Raw genomic sequence first — 15,713 nt, 5'->3', positions numbered from 1 at the left:
ATACTTTTCATCATTTACAAAAAAAATGATGCGTATTTAATTTCTTACGCACCATATTTATAATTACAGAATTTCTCCATTACTTTCGATTACTTTTTTATACCAATCAAAGGAATCTTTATGACTTCGTGTTAAGGAACCGTTTCCTTCATCATCCATATCAACATATACAAAGCCATAACGTTTTTTCATTTCCCCTGTTCCTGCGGAAACTAAGTCAATGCATCCCCATGGTGTATATCCCATCAAATCTACACCATCGATTTCCACTGCTTTTTTCATCTCTATAATGTGATCTCTTAGATAAGATATGCGATAATCATCATGGATACTGCCATCAGCTTCTATATGATCTTCTGCGCCTAAGCCATTCTCTACGATAAACAATGGTTTTTGATAACGATCCCACAAGATATTCAAAGAGATTCGTAAGCCTTTTGGATCGATTGGCCATTTCCACTCACTTTCTTGTAGATAAGGATTTTGCGCAAGCTTGATACCATTACCTAATGTTTCTTTCGCATCAGAACGTGTTGTAATAACACCAGAATTATAATAGCTGAATCCAATGTAATCAACACAACCTTGTTTCAGGATTTCATCATCGCCTTCTTCTTTCTTTATATGAATTGATTGATTTTCTAACTTCTTCAAGATATATGATGGATAATAACCACGGCATTGTACATCCGCAAAGAAATATTTCAGGTTTCTTGATACTAAAATTTCCTGTTCCACATCACATGGATTACATGTTTCAGGATATGTTAAAATATGAGCTAACATCATACCAATTTGGTTGTTTTCATCAATTTCATGTCCCAGTTTTACAGCTTTTGCGCTAGCGATAAAGATATGATGGATTGCCTGATAGTATTTCTGTTGATCCATTTCATGAACACCTAAGGTATCATAACCTCGTAATAAATTAATTTCATTAAAGGTCATCCAGTATTTAACTTTTCCTTTGTATCGCTCAAATATTGTTCGACAATAATTTAAGAAACAGTCAATAGTGGAACGACTCAGCCATCCATCATACTGCTCAGAAAGGTATAGCGGCATATCAAAATGGTTGATGGTGACAACTGGCTCAATTCCATATTTTAAACACTCATCAAATACCTGATCATAAAATGCTAATCCTTCTTCATTTGGCTGTTCCTCAATACCTTTTGGATATATTCTTGTCCAACTGATAGACATGCGGAAACATTTGAATCCCATTTCCGCAAGTAATTGGATATCTTCTTTATAATGGTGATAAAAATCTACCGCACGATGGCTTGGATAATACATCGCATCATCTAAAACTGCTTTGTATCCTTTTGGAATATAATCAGAGCCATGAAGGTAAACAATTTGATTATGTTCATCTAAAAAGCTGTGTTTTCTTTTTCTTGTTAGTGAGCCATTGGTTTTTGTATCTGATGTCGCAAGACCTCTGCCACCTTCTTGATAGCCGCCTTCAAATTGATTCGCAGCTGTTGCGCCACCCCATAAAAAGTCTTTTTTAAACATTATTCATTCCTCTTTTCTTATAATATATTTCTTTTTTTATTATGGCATTGTAAAATGATAATGAAAGGGTGATATCGATGATACAAACGAAACAGGAATTAAAGGATTTGCTTCCTGCAATTTATGCAAACATCAACATGCCCGTTTTCTTATTGTCAAAAGATCTACAGATTTTAGCATCCCCAGATAATTTTCTGCGTCTGGAACAGAACTATTTTGCACAGATCATAAAAACCTCCCAGATCAATCCATACAAAACTTTTATCCATTTTTATCATCAGGAAGTATATCTGTTTTTTCATTATGCTGTAGAAGATATTGCTTATATTTGTATAGGTCCCATCTTTCATAAAAAGATTACCACACAGGATCGACCATCTGATTATCCGTTTATGAGTCATGTGCAATCCTCTTATACGATTGAAGATTTTATAAAGCTACCATATCTTTATAATAAGACCAGTGAATATTTTTTATTCATTTATCAAATCATTACTGGTGAAGCTCTGGATCCAAATGTTTTAAAAAACAATTTTAAACAGGCTGGTGTAAATCCTTTAAAACAGGAAAATTTACTACAAAATGAACTGTTTGTGATCCGTGAAACTTCTATGCATGAATTTAGCTACTCCTATGAAAAGAAAATCATAAAATATATCCAGGAAGGTAAAAGTACCCAGGCACGTATTTTTATGAATGAACTTGCGCAGATCAAAGATAACCGTTATCTATCTCAAGATCATGTACAGTCTATGAAATATAAAATCGTTGCGGCTATTACCTTATTCACAAGAGCTGTGATTGATGTCGGTGTTCCAATTGCCAACGCCTATACCTTGAGTGATGTGTATATCACAAAAGTAGATCAATGTATGGCACCTGCAGAGTTATTTAAAATCATCGCAGATTCTATAACGGATTTCACTAATCTAGTGAAACGTTATCGGCATATTCAAAATCCATATTGGGTAAGAAAATGTAAAAACTACATATCTGAAAATCTACATAAACCTTTGGCATTAGATGATATTGCGGATGAGATTGGTATGAATCCCAGCTATCTTTCTTCTCAATTTAAGAAGGTAACTGGGAAATCTTTGAAACGTTATATTAATGAAAAGAAAATTGCGGAAGCTCAGTTTTTGATAAAAAATTCTACCTACTCTTTAGCAGAAATTTCTGAGATCCTGCAATTTTCTAATCAAAGTCATTTTAATAAAGTGTTTAAAGAAATCACACAAAGCAGTCCGATTCAATATAAGAACAGCTTATGATACATGACTTCTTTTATAATGGTAATAAGCACCTAATATATTTGCGTTATTACAGTACTTGCATTTAACGATATCCGCATGCGGAAATTTAAATGGGAAGGTACTGTAGAATTTTTCTGATGCCTTTTTTAGCCCTTCGATAAAGATTGGATTTTCACTAGCACCCCCACCAATACAGATACGTTGTGGATCTAATAAACATTGGATATTATGCAGCTCCTGTATGACTTCATCACAATATCGTTCAAAGATGCGTGTACTGATTTCATCCTTATGCTTGATCCATTCAAATACTTCTTCCCCATTTTGTGTATCGATTCCTTTCGCATCTGCGATTTCTTTCACAAGATTTTTTACACTGCCAATAGCACCAAATAATCCCTTAGAGCCATAAGTATCTTTATCTTTTGAATAGATGACACTGACTTCCCCTGCGATTAAGTGAGCACCTTTATAGATGTCACCATTAACGATGATGCCACCACCAACACCTGTGCCAAAGGTTAATACAAGTCCTTGTGTAATACCTAACATTTCGCCTGCCTCAAGTTCTGCGATTGCGGCGCAACGAGCATCATTTTCAATCTCAATCGGAAGTTGGAAACGTTTTTCCCATTCTTTAATATCTGTATGGTTGTTGTAGGTTAAACTTCCTCCCGCAAAAATATATTTGCGATTTACATCGATGACCCCAGGCATGGAGAAGGCGATGCCTTCCACATCATCCATCTCCTTTAATCTGTCTTCTATGATATTTAAGAAAGCTTCCTGACTGTCATAAGGTGTTGGTGTTTTTTTAGCCATGGTAATTTCTTCATCGACCATAAAACATGATTTGATAAATGTGCCACCAACATCAAATACTGCGATTCTCATAAAATTTCACCATCACTTGCGATTACCTGCCGATACCAGTCAAAAGATTTCTTTTTCTTTCGCTCTAATGTACCTTTTCCTTCATCATCTCGATCTACATAAATAAATCCATAACGCTTACTCATTTCTCCTGTACCAGCGGATACCAAATCAATGCAGCCCCATGGTGTATAACCAATGATATCCACACCGTCTTCTAAGATTGCGTTCTTCATTTCTTTGATATGTTCTCTTAAGTATGCAATTCTATAATCATCTTCAATATATCCATCTTCATTTATCTGATCATAGGCTCCCAGACCATTCTCTACGATAAATAAAGGTATTTCATATCGTTCATAGAAACGATTTAAGATGTAACGTAATCCCAATGCATCAATCTGCCATCCCCATGCACTTGTTGGAATATATGGATTCTTCACACCGGATACCATGTTGCCACCTGTTTTTTCTACATTTGGATCGGTCGTTGCGGCTGAGGATGAATAGTAAGAAAAGCCGATATAATCTACACATCCTTGTTGCATGGCTTCTAAATCACCTTGTTCTATTTGTACATGGATACCTAATCGTTCTACATGTTTTTTTACATAAGCGGGATAGTGCCCACGCACTTGAATATCTGTGAACGCAAAGGTTCCTTTTCGCATATTTTGTTCCGCTAACATCACATCCTCTGGTTTTGCGGTTAATGGATATTTTACCAGTGTTAACACCATACATCCAATTTTATTTTCAGGATCAATCTGATGTCCCATAGCGACTGCTTTTGCACTTGCGACAAACTGGTGATGTGCTGCCTGATAGCTTCTTGTCTGGAAGTCATCTTTCATACGATCTAATACACCAGCAATTTCAGGCATAAGAATCACGGAATTAATTTCATTAAATGTCATCCAGTATTTTACTTTGCCTTTGTATCGTTTGAAGATTACTTCACAAAAGCGTAAGTAGAAATCTATTAATTTACGATTTGCCCATCCTCCATATTTTTGTACAAGATGAAGTGGCATCTCATAGTGAGAAATGGTAACCACTGGCTCCATGCCTTTATCAAGCATATCTTGAAATAAATCATCATAGTATGCTAAACCTGCTTCATTGGGTGTTTCCTCATCTCCGTTTGGAAAAATTCTTGTCCAAGCGATAGAAGTACGGAAACAGCGAAATCCCATTTCCTGAAACAGAGAAAGATCTTCTTTATAATGGTGATAAAAATCAATACCTTCATGGTTTGGATAATATACATCCTCTTGTACACCTTTGGTGAAGTGTCGGGATACTCCTTTTTTTCCAGCAGTTGCGATATCCATCAAGGATAAGCCTTTTCCATCTTCAAGGTAAGCACCCTCTGCCTGATTAGCGGCAATGGCACCTCCCCATAGAAAATCTTTACTTAATTTACTCAACCAATTCACCTTCTTTTTCAAGTCTTGCGGCTGCTTCTTCTTCACATGCTTTCTTATCCGCAATTTTGAAGAATGGATAGTACATTATTGTATTTACCGCAAGCAGAATCAATACCATAACCAATAGAGAAACGCCACCAGCAAGTAATGCTTTTACGAAGAATGGTGTTGTCCAAGGAAGTAAAGACATCGCTGGATTAAAGGTAAATGTAAAGATTTTAGTCGCAAATAATCCAATCAATCCCATCACAACATTACAGAATACCATAGGGATAAAGAACACTGGATTCAACATAACTGGCATACCGAAAATTAATGGTTCATTGATATTAAATAAGTTAGGTATGAATGCCAATTTCAACATCTTTTTATAACGTTCGCTCTTCGCAGTGAACATAGATAAACAAAGTCCGATTGTATTACCATTACCACCGAAAGACGCAAACATGGATACCAATGTGATTGTTAAATAAGTTAGTGGTCTACCTGCCTGGAAATCAGCAATATTTGTCATAATCAATGTCATTTGTAAAGGTACGAATGCACTATATACAGTGTTTGGATGGATACCAAAGAACCATAATAAATTAGCCGCAAAGTATAATAGGAAGATCGTTGGTAAAGATAAACCGATTTTAATAATGAATGCGCCAATGGTCTGATCAAAGAAATTAACAAAGTTTCCATAAGGTGTATATCCAAAGCCAACACGTACGAAGAATGCAAATCCAACAATAATCATAGAGATGAAGATTGGTTCAAATGATTCACTAACCATAGGTGGAACACCATCTGGCATTTTGAATTTCATACCTTTATTTGATAAATAGTGAAATAAATGTCCTACAATCACAGCGAAAATCAACGCAACCAGAATACCTGTGCCACTTAAATATTTCAGATCAAATGCCGCAATTGCCCCTTCTGCCCCAGCAACACTTTGAGGGATAATAATCAAATAACTTAACAGTGAAAGGATTCCACAAGATAAAGCGTTATCTCCTTTTCTTTTCGCAAAAGAGTGCGCCACACAGAATGAAATATATAAACCAAGAATGTTTAAGCTGGCATTTGAAATAGCTTCAAAATGCTCTTTTAATCCAATACTTATTAACCAGTCTGAATAGCCATCAAATGGCAGATTTCCTAGAATCACAAAGATGCAGACACCAAATGTTACAGGTCCAGTTCTCATAAATCCTTCTGCTACTGACTGAATCGTATCATTTTCACTCATAGCTTTTGCGATAGGTCCGATAAATTTCTGTAAAAACTGTTCTAACTTTTCCATAAAGTTCTCCTTTTCTTTGAATACGTATTCCTCATCATCGACACCTAAATTATAGGTTTTATACGCTTACATTTTAATATATTTTTTAGATTTATAACATTTTTTTTAGAATATTTGACATTTAAACGAAGATACACAAAAAAGAAAACAGTTAATCTGAATGACTAACCGTTTCTTATCACCTATTTCTTATTGATTAATTTGACCATTCGTAATTTTGTGTGATAATGCTTCTATTTTCTGATGTATAGTGGATATCACATCTTCAAAACATGCATCATCTTTTCCAGTTGGATCTTCTAATCCCCAATCTTCATGGTATTGACAAGGCATGTGAGGACATTGTACATTACATCCCATTGTGATAATGATATCTATATCAGGTAATGTGGATATCAGTTTTGAATACTGGCTTTTTTCCATATCTATACCATACATTTTCTTCATCAACCGCACAGCATCTTGATTGATTTGTGGCTTTGTTTCCGTACCAGCTGAGTAACTTTCAAATACATCAGAAGCGATAAACTTTCCTAATGCTTCCGCAATCTGACTTCTACAAGAATTATGTACACAAATAAAAGCGACTTTTGGTTTTGTTTTCATATCATAAAACACACTTTCTTATACTTGTTTATTCCCATAGGAACTGATTAATAATTTTTTTACTTCTTCCACGGTTAACACCTTTCCATAAGATACCACTTTGTGATCAAAGACAAGTGCAGGTGTGGACATAACTCCATAACTGGCAATTTGTACAAAATCTGTGATGTGATCAATTTCCATATCCATATGTAATTCAGATAACGCTGTACGTGTTGCATTTTCTAACGCATTACATTTTGCACATCCAGAACCTAAGATTTTGATTCCTTTTTCACTTTTTGTTTCTTCTGCCTTTTTTATTGTTTCAGGTGTACACTCACCTCCACAGCAACAAGATTTCTTTTCTTCTTTTTTTCCAAATAATTTCATTCTATTTTACCTCCGTTTTTAAATTAAGAATGCATGAAATACATTAAATAAATAACCAACTATGATGATGCCAATGACACAAATAGCTACAAATAATGTCAATAATTTAGGCTTAATTGCCTTTTTTAACATAATCATAGATGGCAGACTTAATGTTGTGACAGCCATCATAAATGCTAAGATTGTGCCTAATTGTGCACCTTTCGCAAGCAATGCCTCCGCAACTGGTATTGTCCCAAATATATCCGCATACATAGGAACGCCAATCAGTGTCGCAAGGATAACGCCAAATGGATTTTTACTTCCTAAGATGCCTTCTACCCAGCTTTCTGGTATCCAATTATGAATAAGTGCACCAATACCAACGCCAATGATGATATATGGAAATACTTTCTTAAATGTTTCCATCACTTGATCTTTTGCGTATTGTATTCGATCTTTTCGTGTAAGTGTAGGAGAGTCAATATCCACATGGCTCGCATTTTGTATAAAATCTTCTACATACTTTTCCATATGCAGTTTCTCAATCAATGTTCCTCCGATTACCGCAATGACTAATCCTATTATCACATAAGCAAACGCAATTTTAGCGCCAAATATACTCATCAGTAACAACAAACTGCCAATATCAACCATAGGGGAAGATATTAGAAAGGAAAATGTTACCCCTAAAGGCAAGCCTGCACTACTAAAGCCAATAAATAATGGTATCGATGAACATGAACAAAAAGGTGTTACGGTTCCTAACAATGCGGAAATGATATTTGCCCATATCCCATGGAATTTCCCTAATATTTTCTTACTTCTTTCAGGTGGAAAATAGCTTTGTATATAAGATATGATGAAAATCAGAACACACAATAGGATCGTGATTTTTATAACATCATAAATAAAAAATTGTATACTTCCACCTAATCTTGTATTCAAATCAATTCCTAATCCTGACAATATCTTGCCTAAGAATTCATTTAACCATTTCATTCCTAATATTTGATTTTGAATAAAAATCAATATCGTTTCTAAGATTTCCAAACAATCACTCCTTTTTATATATCAAATTTTTTTGATGTGTTTTAGCTTTTTAAAAGCCATCAGAAGATGACTTCTTAGTCTTTATTTGGTCAATTGTGCTAATCGATTTTGTGCCTCTTTTATACCAGCTTCGCTAAGGCGATAATGTGTCCATTTACCATCTTGTCTGCTTACAACAATACCTGACTCACACAATTTTTTCATGTGATAAGATAATGCGGACTGTCCTATTTTCATATCTTCAATCAATGCGCAAGCACATTTCTCTCCACCTTTTAACAGTTCCAAGATATATAATCTTTTTTCATCACAAAGTGCTTTAAAAATCTTTGCGTCTTTTGAATAATCCTTCATAAAGCACCCTCCTCACATCAAATATTTTTGATATATATACAATAACGCAATGTGTATCGCTTGTCAATGAATATATTTTTAACATTTAATGGAAATCATGTAGCTATCAGAAAAAGAAAAGATTTGTGGCTTAGTTTTCATACTAAAACACACAAACCTTTATGCATTATAAAGCCCTTAAAACAAATATATCTTTTTTTAATTTATATGATTAATACACATGATTTATTTTTTAATATTCGTTTTAAAATCGTTTCTTTTTTCTTTGATTTGATAAGCATATGCAAAAAATGCTAACAGGAACAATAAACTACACGCTAACATTTTTAATGCAGTTTCCCTATCACTATGCCATGTGGTGATACCAATATAAGTCATTAATGTAAACAAAGCAATATAAGCTAATGAAATAAGCGTAAAGATAATAACACAAATAATTCTTGTTTTCTTAGAAACCTTTTTATTTGAGAAATGATCAATTAATGTATCCAGAAATACTTCTCCCATAAACGTTAATATTTCCATGAAATCCACTACTTACGTATACTCATACCATTTATAATGGTTGCTCTATGTAGGTTATATCACAGTAAAAACATCATTTCAATGTATCTTAAGACTTGTTAAGTAAATTATTTTTGGACAAAACATAAAAATACGGCTCATTTTCTAATGAAATGATACCATATATGTTATCTATTTTTGATTTAAAATCACTCTGACTGCATAACTTGCGGCAGCAAGTCCCGCTGCACTTGGCACAAATGGTGAGCTTGCTGGTGGCATTTTTTGTTTTCTGGTTGCGCCATTTTCATTGACAATGACCGCCTGTGTCATTGGCTGTTCGGTAGAAAATAAAACAGGTATTTTCCCTTTGATTTTATTTTTACGAACCAGATTACGCATAATTTTTGCGACAGGATCATAGTTGGTTTTCATTAAATCCGTGATTTCTATTTTCGTAGGATCCATACGATTCGCCATCCCCATACTTGAGATAAACGGAATCTTATGTTCGACGCAATATCTTATTAATTCCAATTTAGAGGACATAGTATCAATCGCATCCACTACAAAGTCTACTGGCTGTTGGAATAACAGTTCGTTTTGATCTGCATTATAGAAGATATCGTGACAGATGATATGACAATCTTTTCGATATGTTTCAATACGCTCTTTCATGACCTTTGTTTTGGACTGATGTAGTGTTTCATAGGTCGCATGAATTTGGCGATTTAAATTACTGATTGCGACAGTATCGCCATCAACCAGAATCAAAGTGCCAATCCCACAACGTGCGAGTGCTTCAGCAGCATAAGATCCAACACCGCCGACACCAACAACCATGACACATGCCTGTTTCAATCGTTCAATACCTTCTTTTTGTATTAACAGCTCCATTCGCTGTAACGGCGTTTCTTCCATAGGTGTCTCCTTTTTTATTTATGATGCATCCATTCATCTATATCATGCATGACATTTTCTGGATATTCTTGATCTTGTATATCATACCAATGTACCTGCATCTGGTTTTTAAACCAAGTGTATTGGCGCTTCGCAAAGTTTCTGGAGTTCTTTTTGATTAATTCTATACAATCTTCCTTCGTGGAAGTTCCATCAAAATACCCTTTCCATTCTTTATATCCAATGCCTTTAAAGCTATTAAAATTCCAACAATCCGGATATTGTTTCACAATTCCTTCAATTTCTTCTAATAAACCTTCCTCCATCATGATATCTACACGACGATTGATTCTTTCATAAAGCTGTTCACGCTCCATTGTTAAACCGATGATATAAGCATCATAGATAGGCTGGTGTGTTTGTGATTCTACAATATCACTTTTCTTTTGGCCTGTATGTGCCATATATAAAGCACGACATAAACGCTGACGATTATTAGGATGAAGGTTTTCACATGCCTTAGGATCAATCACCTTTAACAGACTCCATAACTGATCTTTTCCAAGGGTATGTAAGAAATCCATAAATTCATTGTTTTCTTCTTGATCTACAAATTCATAATCATATAATGTTGATTTGATATATAATCCCGTTCCACCACAGATGATCGGCAATTTTCCATTTTCTGATATTTGATGCATATATCCTCTGGCTTTTTCCTGGAATACTTTTACATTATATTCCTGCGTAAGAGCATAATCATCTATCAAGTAATGTGGAATGCCTTGTGTTTCTTCTGGTCTTACCTTGGCAGTACCGATGTTCATTTCTTTATATACCTGCATGGAGTCACCACTGATGATTTCACCTTGAAATGACTGTGCAAGTTTCACACTTAATGCTGTTTTGCCTACGCCAGTAGGTCCAACGATTACTAAAACTTTTTCCATTTGACTACCCTCTTTCAAATTCTTTGATTAAATCATTATCGCTTAAACAAATCAAAGTTGGTCTGCCATGTGGACAGTGGAATGGCTGTTCACATTTGCCTAAATCTGCGATGACCTGTTTCATTTCCTCCATGGTAAGTGTGCGATGGAAACGAATAGAACTGTGACATGCCATGGTTGCGATGGCGTGTTTTCTTAATTTATCAATACCCGTTTCATTATCTTGTTCAAAATAATCAATCATATCACGAATAAATGCTTCTTCTTCTGTATCTTTCATCCATACAGGAAGCTCACGAACGATAAAGGTATTGTTTCCAAATACATCTAAATGAATACCAAGCTGTTCTAGCATTGCATTGATGGTATCAACTTGGGATACGGCAGAAATAGAACTTTCAATGGTAATTGGCAATAATAATGGTTGGGTATCCTTCACACCCTCCAATATCTGTTTACGTATAATTTCATAATGATAACGTTCCTGTGCAGCGTGCTGATCAATGATATATAAGCCTTTTTCACCCTGTGCAATGATATAACAGTTGTGAAATTGCCCAATGACCTGAAGCTGTGGTAGACTTGGATTTTTCGCAAGTACAGGTTCTAATACAGGCTTTACTTCTTCCTGCTTTGGTGGTTCCACGATGACTTCCAGCTCTTTGACTTCTTCTATTTTTTTCTCTGGCTTTGGTGTAATTGGTTCTTTTTGAATTGGTTCAGTTTTCTTTTCTTCTTTAACAGGTTCTACTTTTTTGGATGTTTGATATTTGATATCCTTTTCTTTCACAAATGTTTCACGTACTCCAGTCGGATAGGATTTTTGTGGATATGTAATCACAGGTTTTTCCTTTTTTATTTCCTTTGGTGCTGGAAGTGGGATATCCTCAATGATCGGTTCTGGATTATTTTGTGGGTGAACAAAAGAATCATTGATATCATCATGAAGCTTCTTCACTGGTTCTTCTCGCTCATATGTGAAATCAAATTCTTGTATTTCTACTTTTTCTTTCTTTAATTCACTCTTCTTGACTTCAGGTACCTGTAACTGATTTTTCAATGCTTCACTGATGGTTTCATATACGAGTTTTTCTAGTTGCTTTTCCTTAGATAAACGAATTTCCCATTTGCTGGGATGGACATTAACATCCACTAACTGGGCATCCATTTCCATATTCATCACAACGATTGGATATCTTTCCTTAGGCAGATAATGGCTATAAGCATCCATAATTGCCTTTTGTAAGTGATAATTACGTATCATACGACCATTGATATACATCAACATATAATACTTTGTGGCACGATTAAATTGTGGCTGCATAGCATAACCACTGATTTTATAATCATTGTCACTGCCATCTAATTGGATAGCTGTTTTGGCAGTATCCCTACCATAGATTTGCATAAGCACTTCTAATAAAGAGCCATTACCACGTGTTTTAAATATGGTTCTGCCATCATGGGATAAATTAAAACCAATTTCCGGATGGGATAATGCAAATTTCTGAACAACATCACTGATTAATGAAAATTCATATTGTGGACTTTTCAAGTGTTTAAAACGGGCTGGCGTCTTTTGAAAAAGATTCTTGACTTCAATCATTGTGCCGCGTGGTGTTCCACATGGCTTTGCGCTCATCAATTTACCATAATTGATTTCAACTTCAGTAGAGTCTGTGCCATTATTGGTACGCAGTAATACATGTGAAACAGAAGCGATAGATGGAAGTGCTTCTCCACGAAATCCCATGGTATGAATATTCCATAAATCATTGACTTCTTTCAGCTTGCTGGTCGCATGTCGTTCAAAAGCCAGTGTAGCGTCCTGGGCATCCATACCATCCCCATCGTCAATAATGGTTATGGTATCAATACCACCCTGCAGTATTTGAATTTCAACATTCTTTGCATGTGCATCGATACAGTTTTCTACTAATTCCTTTACGATACCCATTGGTCTTTCTACTACCTCACCGGCAGCAATCATATTGGATAAATGTTCATCCAGACGATTGATTTTTCCCATGCGGCCACCTCCTTATGTTAATTTAATTGATTTTTTAATTCATATAAAAATTGCATTGCTTCCATTGGTGTCATTTTATTAACATCGACTGCCGAAATTTTAGCGATTGTTTCAACATGTTTTGGATTTTCTTTTTCAATCACAACCGGTTCTTTTAAATCTTTTAATGTGTTAGGCTGTGTTTCCAGATTATCCAGAATTTGTTTTGCACGATCTAAAACAGAGGAAGGCAAATGCGCTAATCTTGCGACATTGATACCATAAGATTTATCAGCTTTTCCATCCACAACACGATACAAGAATGTAACATGTTCATCTTCTTCATGTACATCCACATGTACATTATGGATAGAAGGACTCTTATCTTCCATATCCGTCAATTCATGATAATGGGTTGAAAATAACGTTTTTGCTTTGATATTGCGTTCAATGTATTCAATCATTGCCTGTGCCAGTGCCATACCATCATAAGTAGAAGTACCTCGCCCTATTTCATCAAACAAAATCAATGAATTTTCTGTTGCATTTTTCAAGGCATTATTTGCTTCCATCATTTCTACCATGAATGTTGACTGCCCACTCATGATATCATCACTTGCGCCAATTCTGGTAAAGATTTGATCAAAGATTGGCATATCTGCTTTTCTTGCGGGCACAAAACAACCAATCTGTGCCATAATTACAAGTAATGCAGTCTGACGCATAAACGTAGATTTACCACCCATGTTTGGACCGGTGATAATTAAAATATCATGATTCTCATCCATATCCAGATTATTAGAAACATAGCGTGTTGTTTTCATCATTTTATCAAGAATCGGGTGACGTGCTTCTTCTAAATATATTTTATGTTCCGGATGGAATTTTGGTCTGGTATAACCATTTTCACTGCTGATTTCAGATAGTGAGAATAAGGCATCAATCGTAGACAATGCCGCAGATAAATCATGCAGTTTTGGTAAATATACTTTTATTTGATTCAACAAATCATTAAACAACTCTGTTTCTAGGCGGATACTTCGTTCTTGTGCATGAACGATGGCATCTTCTTTTTCCTTTAATTCCTGTGTAACAAAACGTTCTGCATTACTTAAGGTCTGTTTTCTAACATAGCCGAATTCTTCTTTGATAGAAGAAAGATTAGCTTTTGTGACTTCGATATAATAACCAAATACACGATTATATCCTATTTTCAAAGACTTCACGCCTGTACGTTCACGTTCTTTATTTTCAAGCTCCAGAATCCAGTCCTTGCCATGTTTACCAATTTCACGAACACGGTCCAGTTCTTCATTATATCCATCCACAAAGACACCGCCATCTTTCAATGTTAATGGTGGATTATCTACGATAGCGCCATTGATCATATCATATAATTCACTACATGGATCAATATCTTTAAATTCACTATAGCTTGCGCAATCTTTAAATACATCAAATATCATTGGTGCATGTTCCAGTGTTTTCACTAAACGCAAAATATCTCTTGCATTGGCGTTTCCATAAGCCACGCGGGCACTTAAACGCTCCATATCATATACATAACCTAAATGTTCTTTCAACTCATCCTTTGTGATAAAATTATCGTTTAAGTATTCAATAGCATCCAGACGTTTATTAATAGCGATTGGATTAACCAAAGGATATTCTATCCATTTTTTTAATAAACGAGAACCCATAGAGCTGCGGCATTTGTCTAAAAAACTCCATAAGGTCAAAGATTTGGAGTTATTCCGGATACTCTGGGTTAATTCTAGGTTTTGTTTCGTGGAGAAATCCATCTGTAGGAATTCATTTTCATATACCATTTCCACCTGTTGCAGATGCGCCATATTACGTTTCTGTGTTTCTTCCAGATAATTCATTAAAATACCGAATGTATGATGGATACGAGCATCTTCTACCCTGCTTAATAAGTGCTGGTATTCTTCTTTGATCTCAATATTATTTTCATAAGATATCGTAATAGACTGGATATCTTCAATCATTTTAATAATCTTTTTATCAAATTTTTCCTCCACAACAACTTCTTTTACATTATTGCCCAGCAATACCTTTTGAATTGCCATAACCTGCTTATCAATTAACTGTGCACGCATTTCACCAGTTGTCATTTCACATAAAATTACTGCCAAACCAAATTGGTAATCATGAAGTGAAGCAATGTATACTGTATTCTTTTCATCACTTACTTCATCCATAATGGTTCCAGGAGTTACAATTTTGATAACATCACGTTTTACCAGCCCCTTGGCAAGTGCAGGATCTTCCAGCTGTTCTACAATTGCGACTTTATATCCCTTTTGTATCAAGCGCTCTATGTATCCTTTTGCGGCATGATAAGGAATACCACACATTGGCACACGTTCCTCCACACCAGCATTTCTACCTGTTAAAACCAGATCAAGCTCCTGACTAGCGGTTTTCGCATCATCAAAAAACATTTCATAAAAATCTCCTAATCGATAAAATATAATTGCGTCTTTATGTTGTTCCTTTACTTCCAGATAATGTTTCATCATCGGTGTATAGCTAGGTTTTTTACTCATAGTATCAACTCCACTTCGATTATATATTATATCAAATTTTCACTTG

The 15,713-nt window shown here is 35.1% G+C and carries 14 protein-coding genes; 1 reads left to right on the top strand and 13 read right to left on the bottom strand.

What is annotated here, in order from left to right:
* Positions 1–63: 63 nt before the first annotated feature.
* Positions 64–1,521 (bottom strand): glycoside hydrolase family 1 protein, encoded by a 1,458-nt coding sequence (locus DW761_RS01900; protein WP_117516264.1) that lies wholly within the window; start codon positions 1,519–1,521, stop codon positions 64–66.
* A gap of 77 nt (positions 1,522–1,598) precedes the next feature.
* On the opposite strand from DW761_RS01900, the gene DW761_RS01895 reads away from it, so the two are divergent.
* Complete coding sequence (locus DW761_RS01895; protein ID WP_117516263.1) at positions 1,599–2,795, top strand: helix-turn-helix transcriptional regulator; 1,197 nt, start codon at positions 1,599–1,601, stop codon at positions 2,793–2,795.
* Here DW761_RS01895 and DW761_RS01890 read toward each other — a convergent pair.
* The 12 genes from DW761_RS01890 to mutS all read right to left on the bottom strand — a co-directional run bounded on the left by DW761_RS01890 (position 2,790) and on the right by mutS (position 15,667).
* Positions 2,790–3,671 (bottom strand): ROK family protein, encoded by an 882-nt coding sequence (locus DW761_RS01890; RefSeq protein ID WP_117516262.1) that lies wholly within the window; start codon positions 3,669–3,671, stop codon positions 2,790–2,792. The genes DW761_RS01895 and DW761_RS01890 overlap by 6 nt on opposite strands.
* Positions 3,668–5,080 (bottom strand): 6-phospho-beta-glucosidase, encoded by a 1,413-nt coding sequence (locus tag DW761_RS01885; protein ID WP_117516261.1) that lies wholly within the window; start codon positions 5,078–5,080, stop codon positions 3,668–3,670. The genes DW761_RS01890 and DW761_RS01885 overlap by 4 nt, the downstream gene beginning before the upstream one ends.
* A complete protein-coding gene (locus DW761_RS01880) occupies positions 5,073–6,371 on the bottom strand; it encodes a PTS sugar transporter subunit IIC (protein ID WP_117452584.1) in 1,299 nt (432 codons plus the stop codon). The genes DW761_RS01885 and DW761_RS01880 overlap by 8 nt, the downstream gene beginning before the upstream one ends.
* A 189-nt stretch (positions 6,372–6,560) precedes the next feature.
* Positions 6,561–6,977, bottom strand: a complete 417-nt coding sequence (locus DW761_RS01875; RefSeq protein WP_117516260.1) for an arsenate reductase ArsC — start codon at positions 6,975–6,977, stop codon at positions 6,561–6,563.
* An 18-nt stretch (positions 6,978–6,995) separates the two neighbouring features.
* A complete protein-coding gene (locus DW761_RS01870) occupies positions 6,996–7,349 on the bottom strand; it encodes a thioredoxin family protein (RefSeq protein WP_117516259.1) in 354 nt (117 codons plus the stop codon).
* Between the two features lie 18 nt (positions 7,350–7,367).
* A complete protein-coding gene (locus tag DW761_RS01865) occupies positions 7,368–8,381 on the bottom strand; it encodes a permease (protein WP_117516258.1) in 1,014 nt (337 codons plus the stop codon).
* A gap of 81 nt (positions 8,382–8,462) precedes the next feature.
* A complete protein-coding gene (locus DW761_RS01860; protein WP_117516257.1) occupies positions 8,463–8,735 on the bottom strand; it encodes an ArsR/SmtB family transcription factor in 273 nt (90 codons plus the stop codon).
* A 225-nt stretch (positions 8,736–8,960) separates the two neighbouring features.
* Positions 8,961–9,260: a hypothetical protein gene (locus DW761_RS01855; RefSeq protein WP_117516256.1), complete on the bottom strand. Its 300-nt coding sequence runs from the start codon at positions 9,258–9,260 to the stop codon at positions 8,961–8,963.
* 171 nt (positions 9,261–9,431) lie between these two features.
* A complete protein-coding gene (locus DW761_RS01850) occupies positions 9,432–10,160 on the bottom strand; it encodes a tRNA threonylcarbamoyladenosine dehydratase (protein WP_117516255.1) in 729 nt (242 codons plus the stop codon).
* A gap of 14 nt (positions 10,161–10,174) precedes the next feature.
* The gene (gene miaA / locus DW761_RS01845) at positions 10,175–11,089 is read right to left on the bottom strand and encodes a tRNA (adenosine(37)-N6)-dimethylallyltransferase MiaA (RefSeq protein ID WP_117516254.1); all 915 of its coding nucleotides are present in this window, start codon (positions 11,087–11,089) and stop codon (positions 10,175–10,177) included.
* A 4-nt stretch (positions 11,090–11,093) separates the two neighbouring features.
* The gene (gene mutL, locus DW761_RS01840) at positions 11,094–13,118 is read right to left on the bottom strand and encodes a DNA mismatch repair endonuclease MutL (RefSeq protein ID WP_117516253.1); all 2,025 of its coding nucleotides are present in this window, start codon (positions 13,116–13,118) and stop codon (positions 11,094–11,096) included.
* Between the two features lie 17 nt (positions 13,119–13,135).
* Complete coding sequence (gene mutS, locus DW761_RS01835) at positions 13,136–15,667, bottom strand: DNA mismatch repair protein MutS (protein ID WP_117516252.1); 2,532 nt, start codon at positions 15,665–15,667, stop codon at positions 13,136–13,138.
* Positions 15,668–15,713 lie beyond the last annotated feature (46 nt).

It is taken from the genome of Absiella sp. AM29-15, assembly GCF_003434225.1.
Taxonomy (GTDB): Bacteria; Bacillota_I; Bacilli_A; order Erysipelotrichales; family Erysipelotrichaceae; genus Hoskinsella; species Hoskinsella hominis.
The sequence above is the reverse complement of the archived record's forward strand: the minus strand, read 5'-3'. Positions and strand labels throughout refer to the sequence as shown.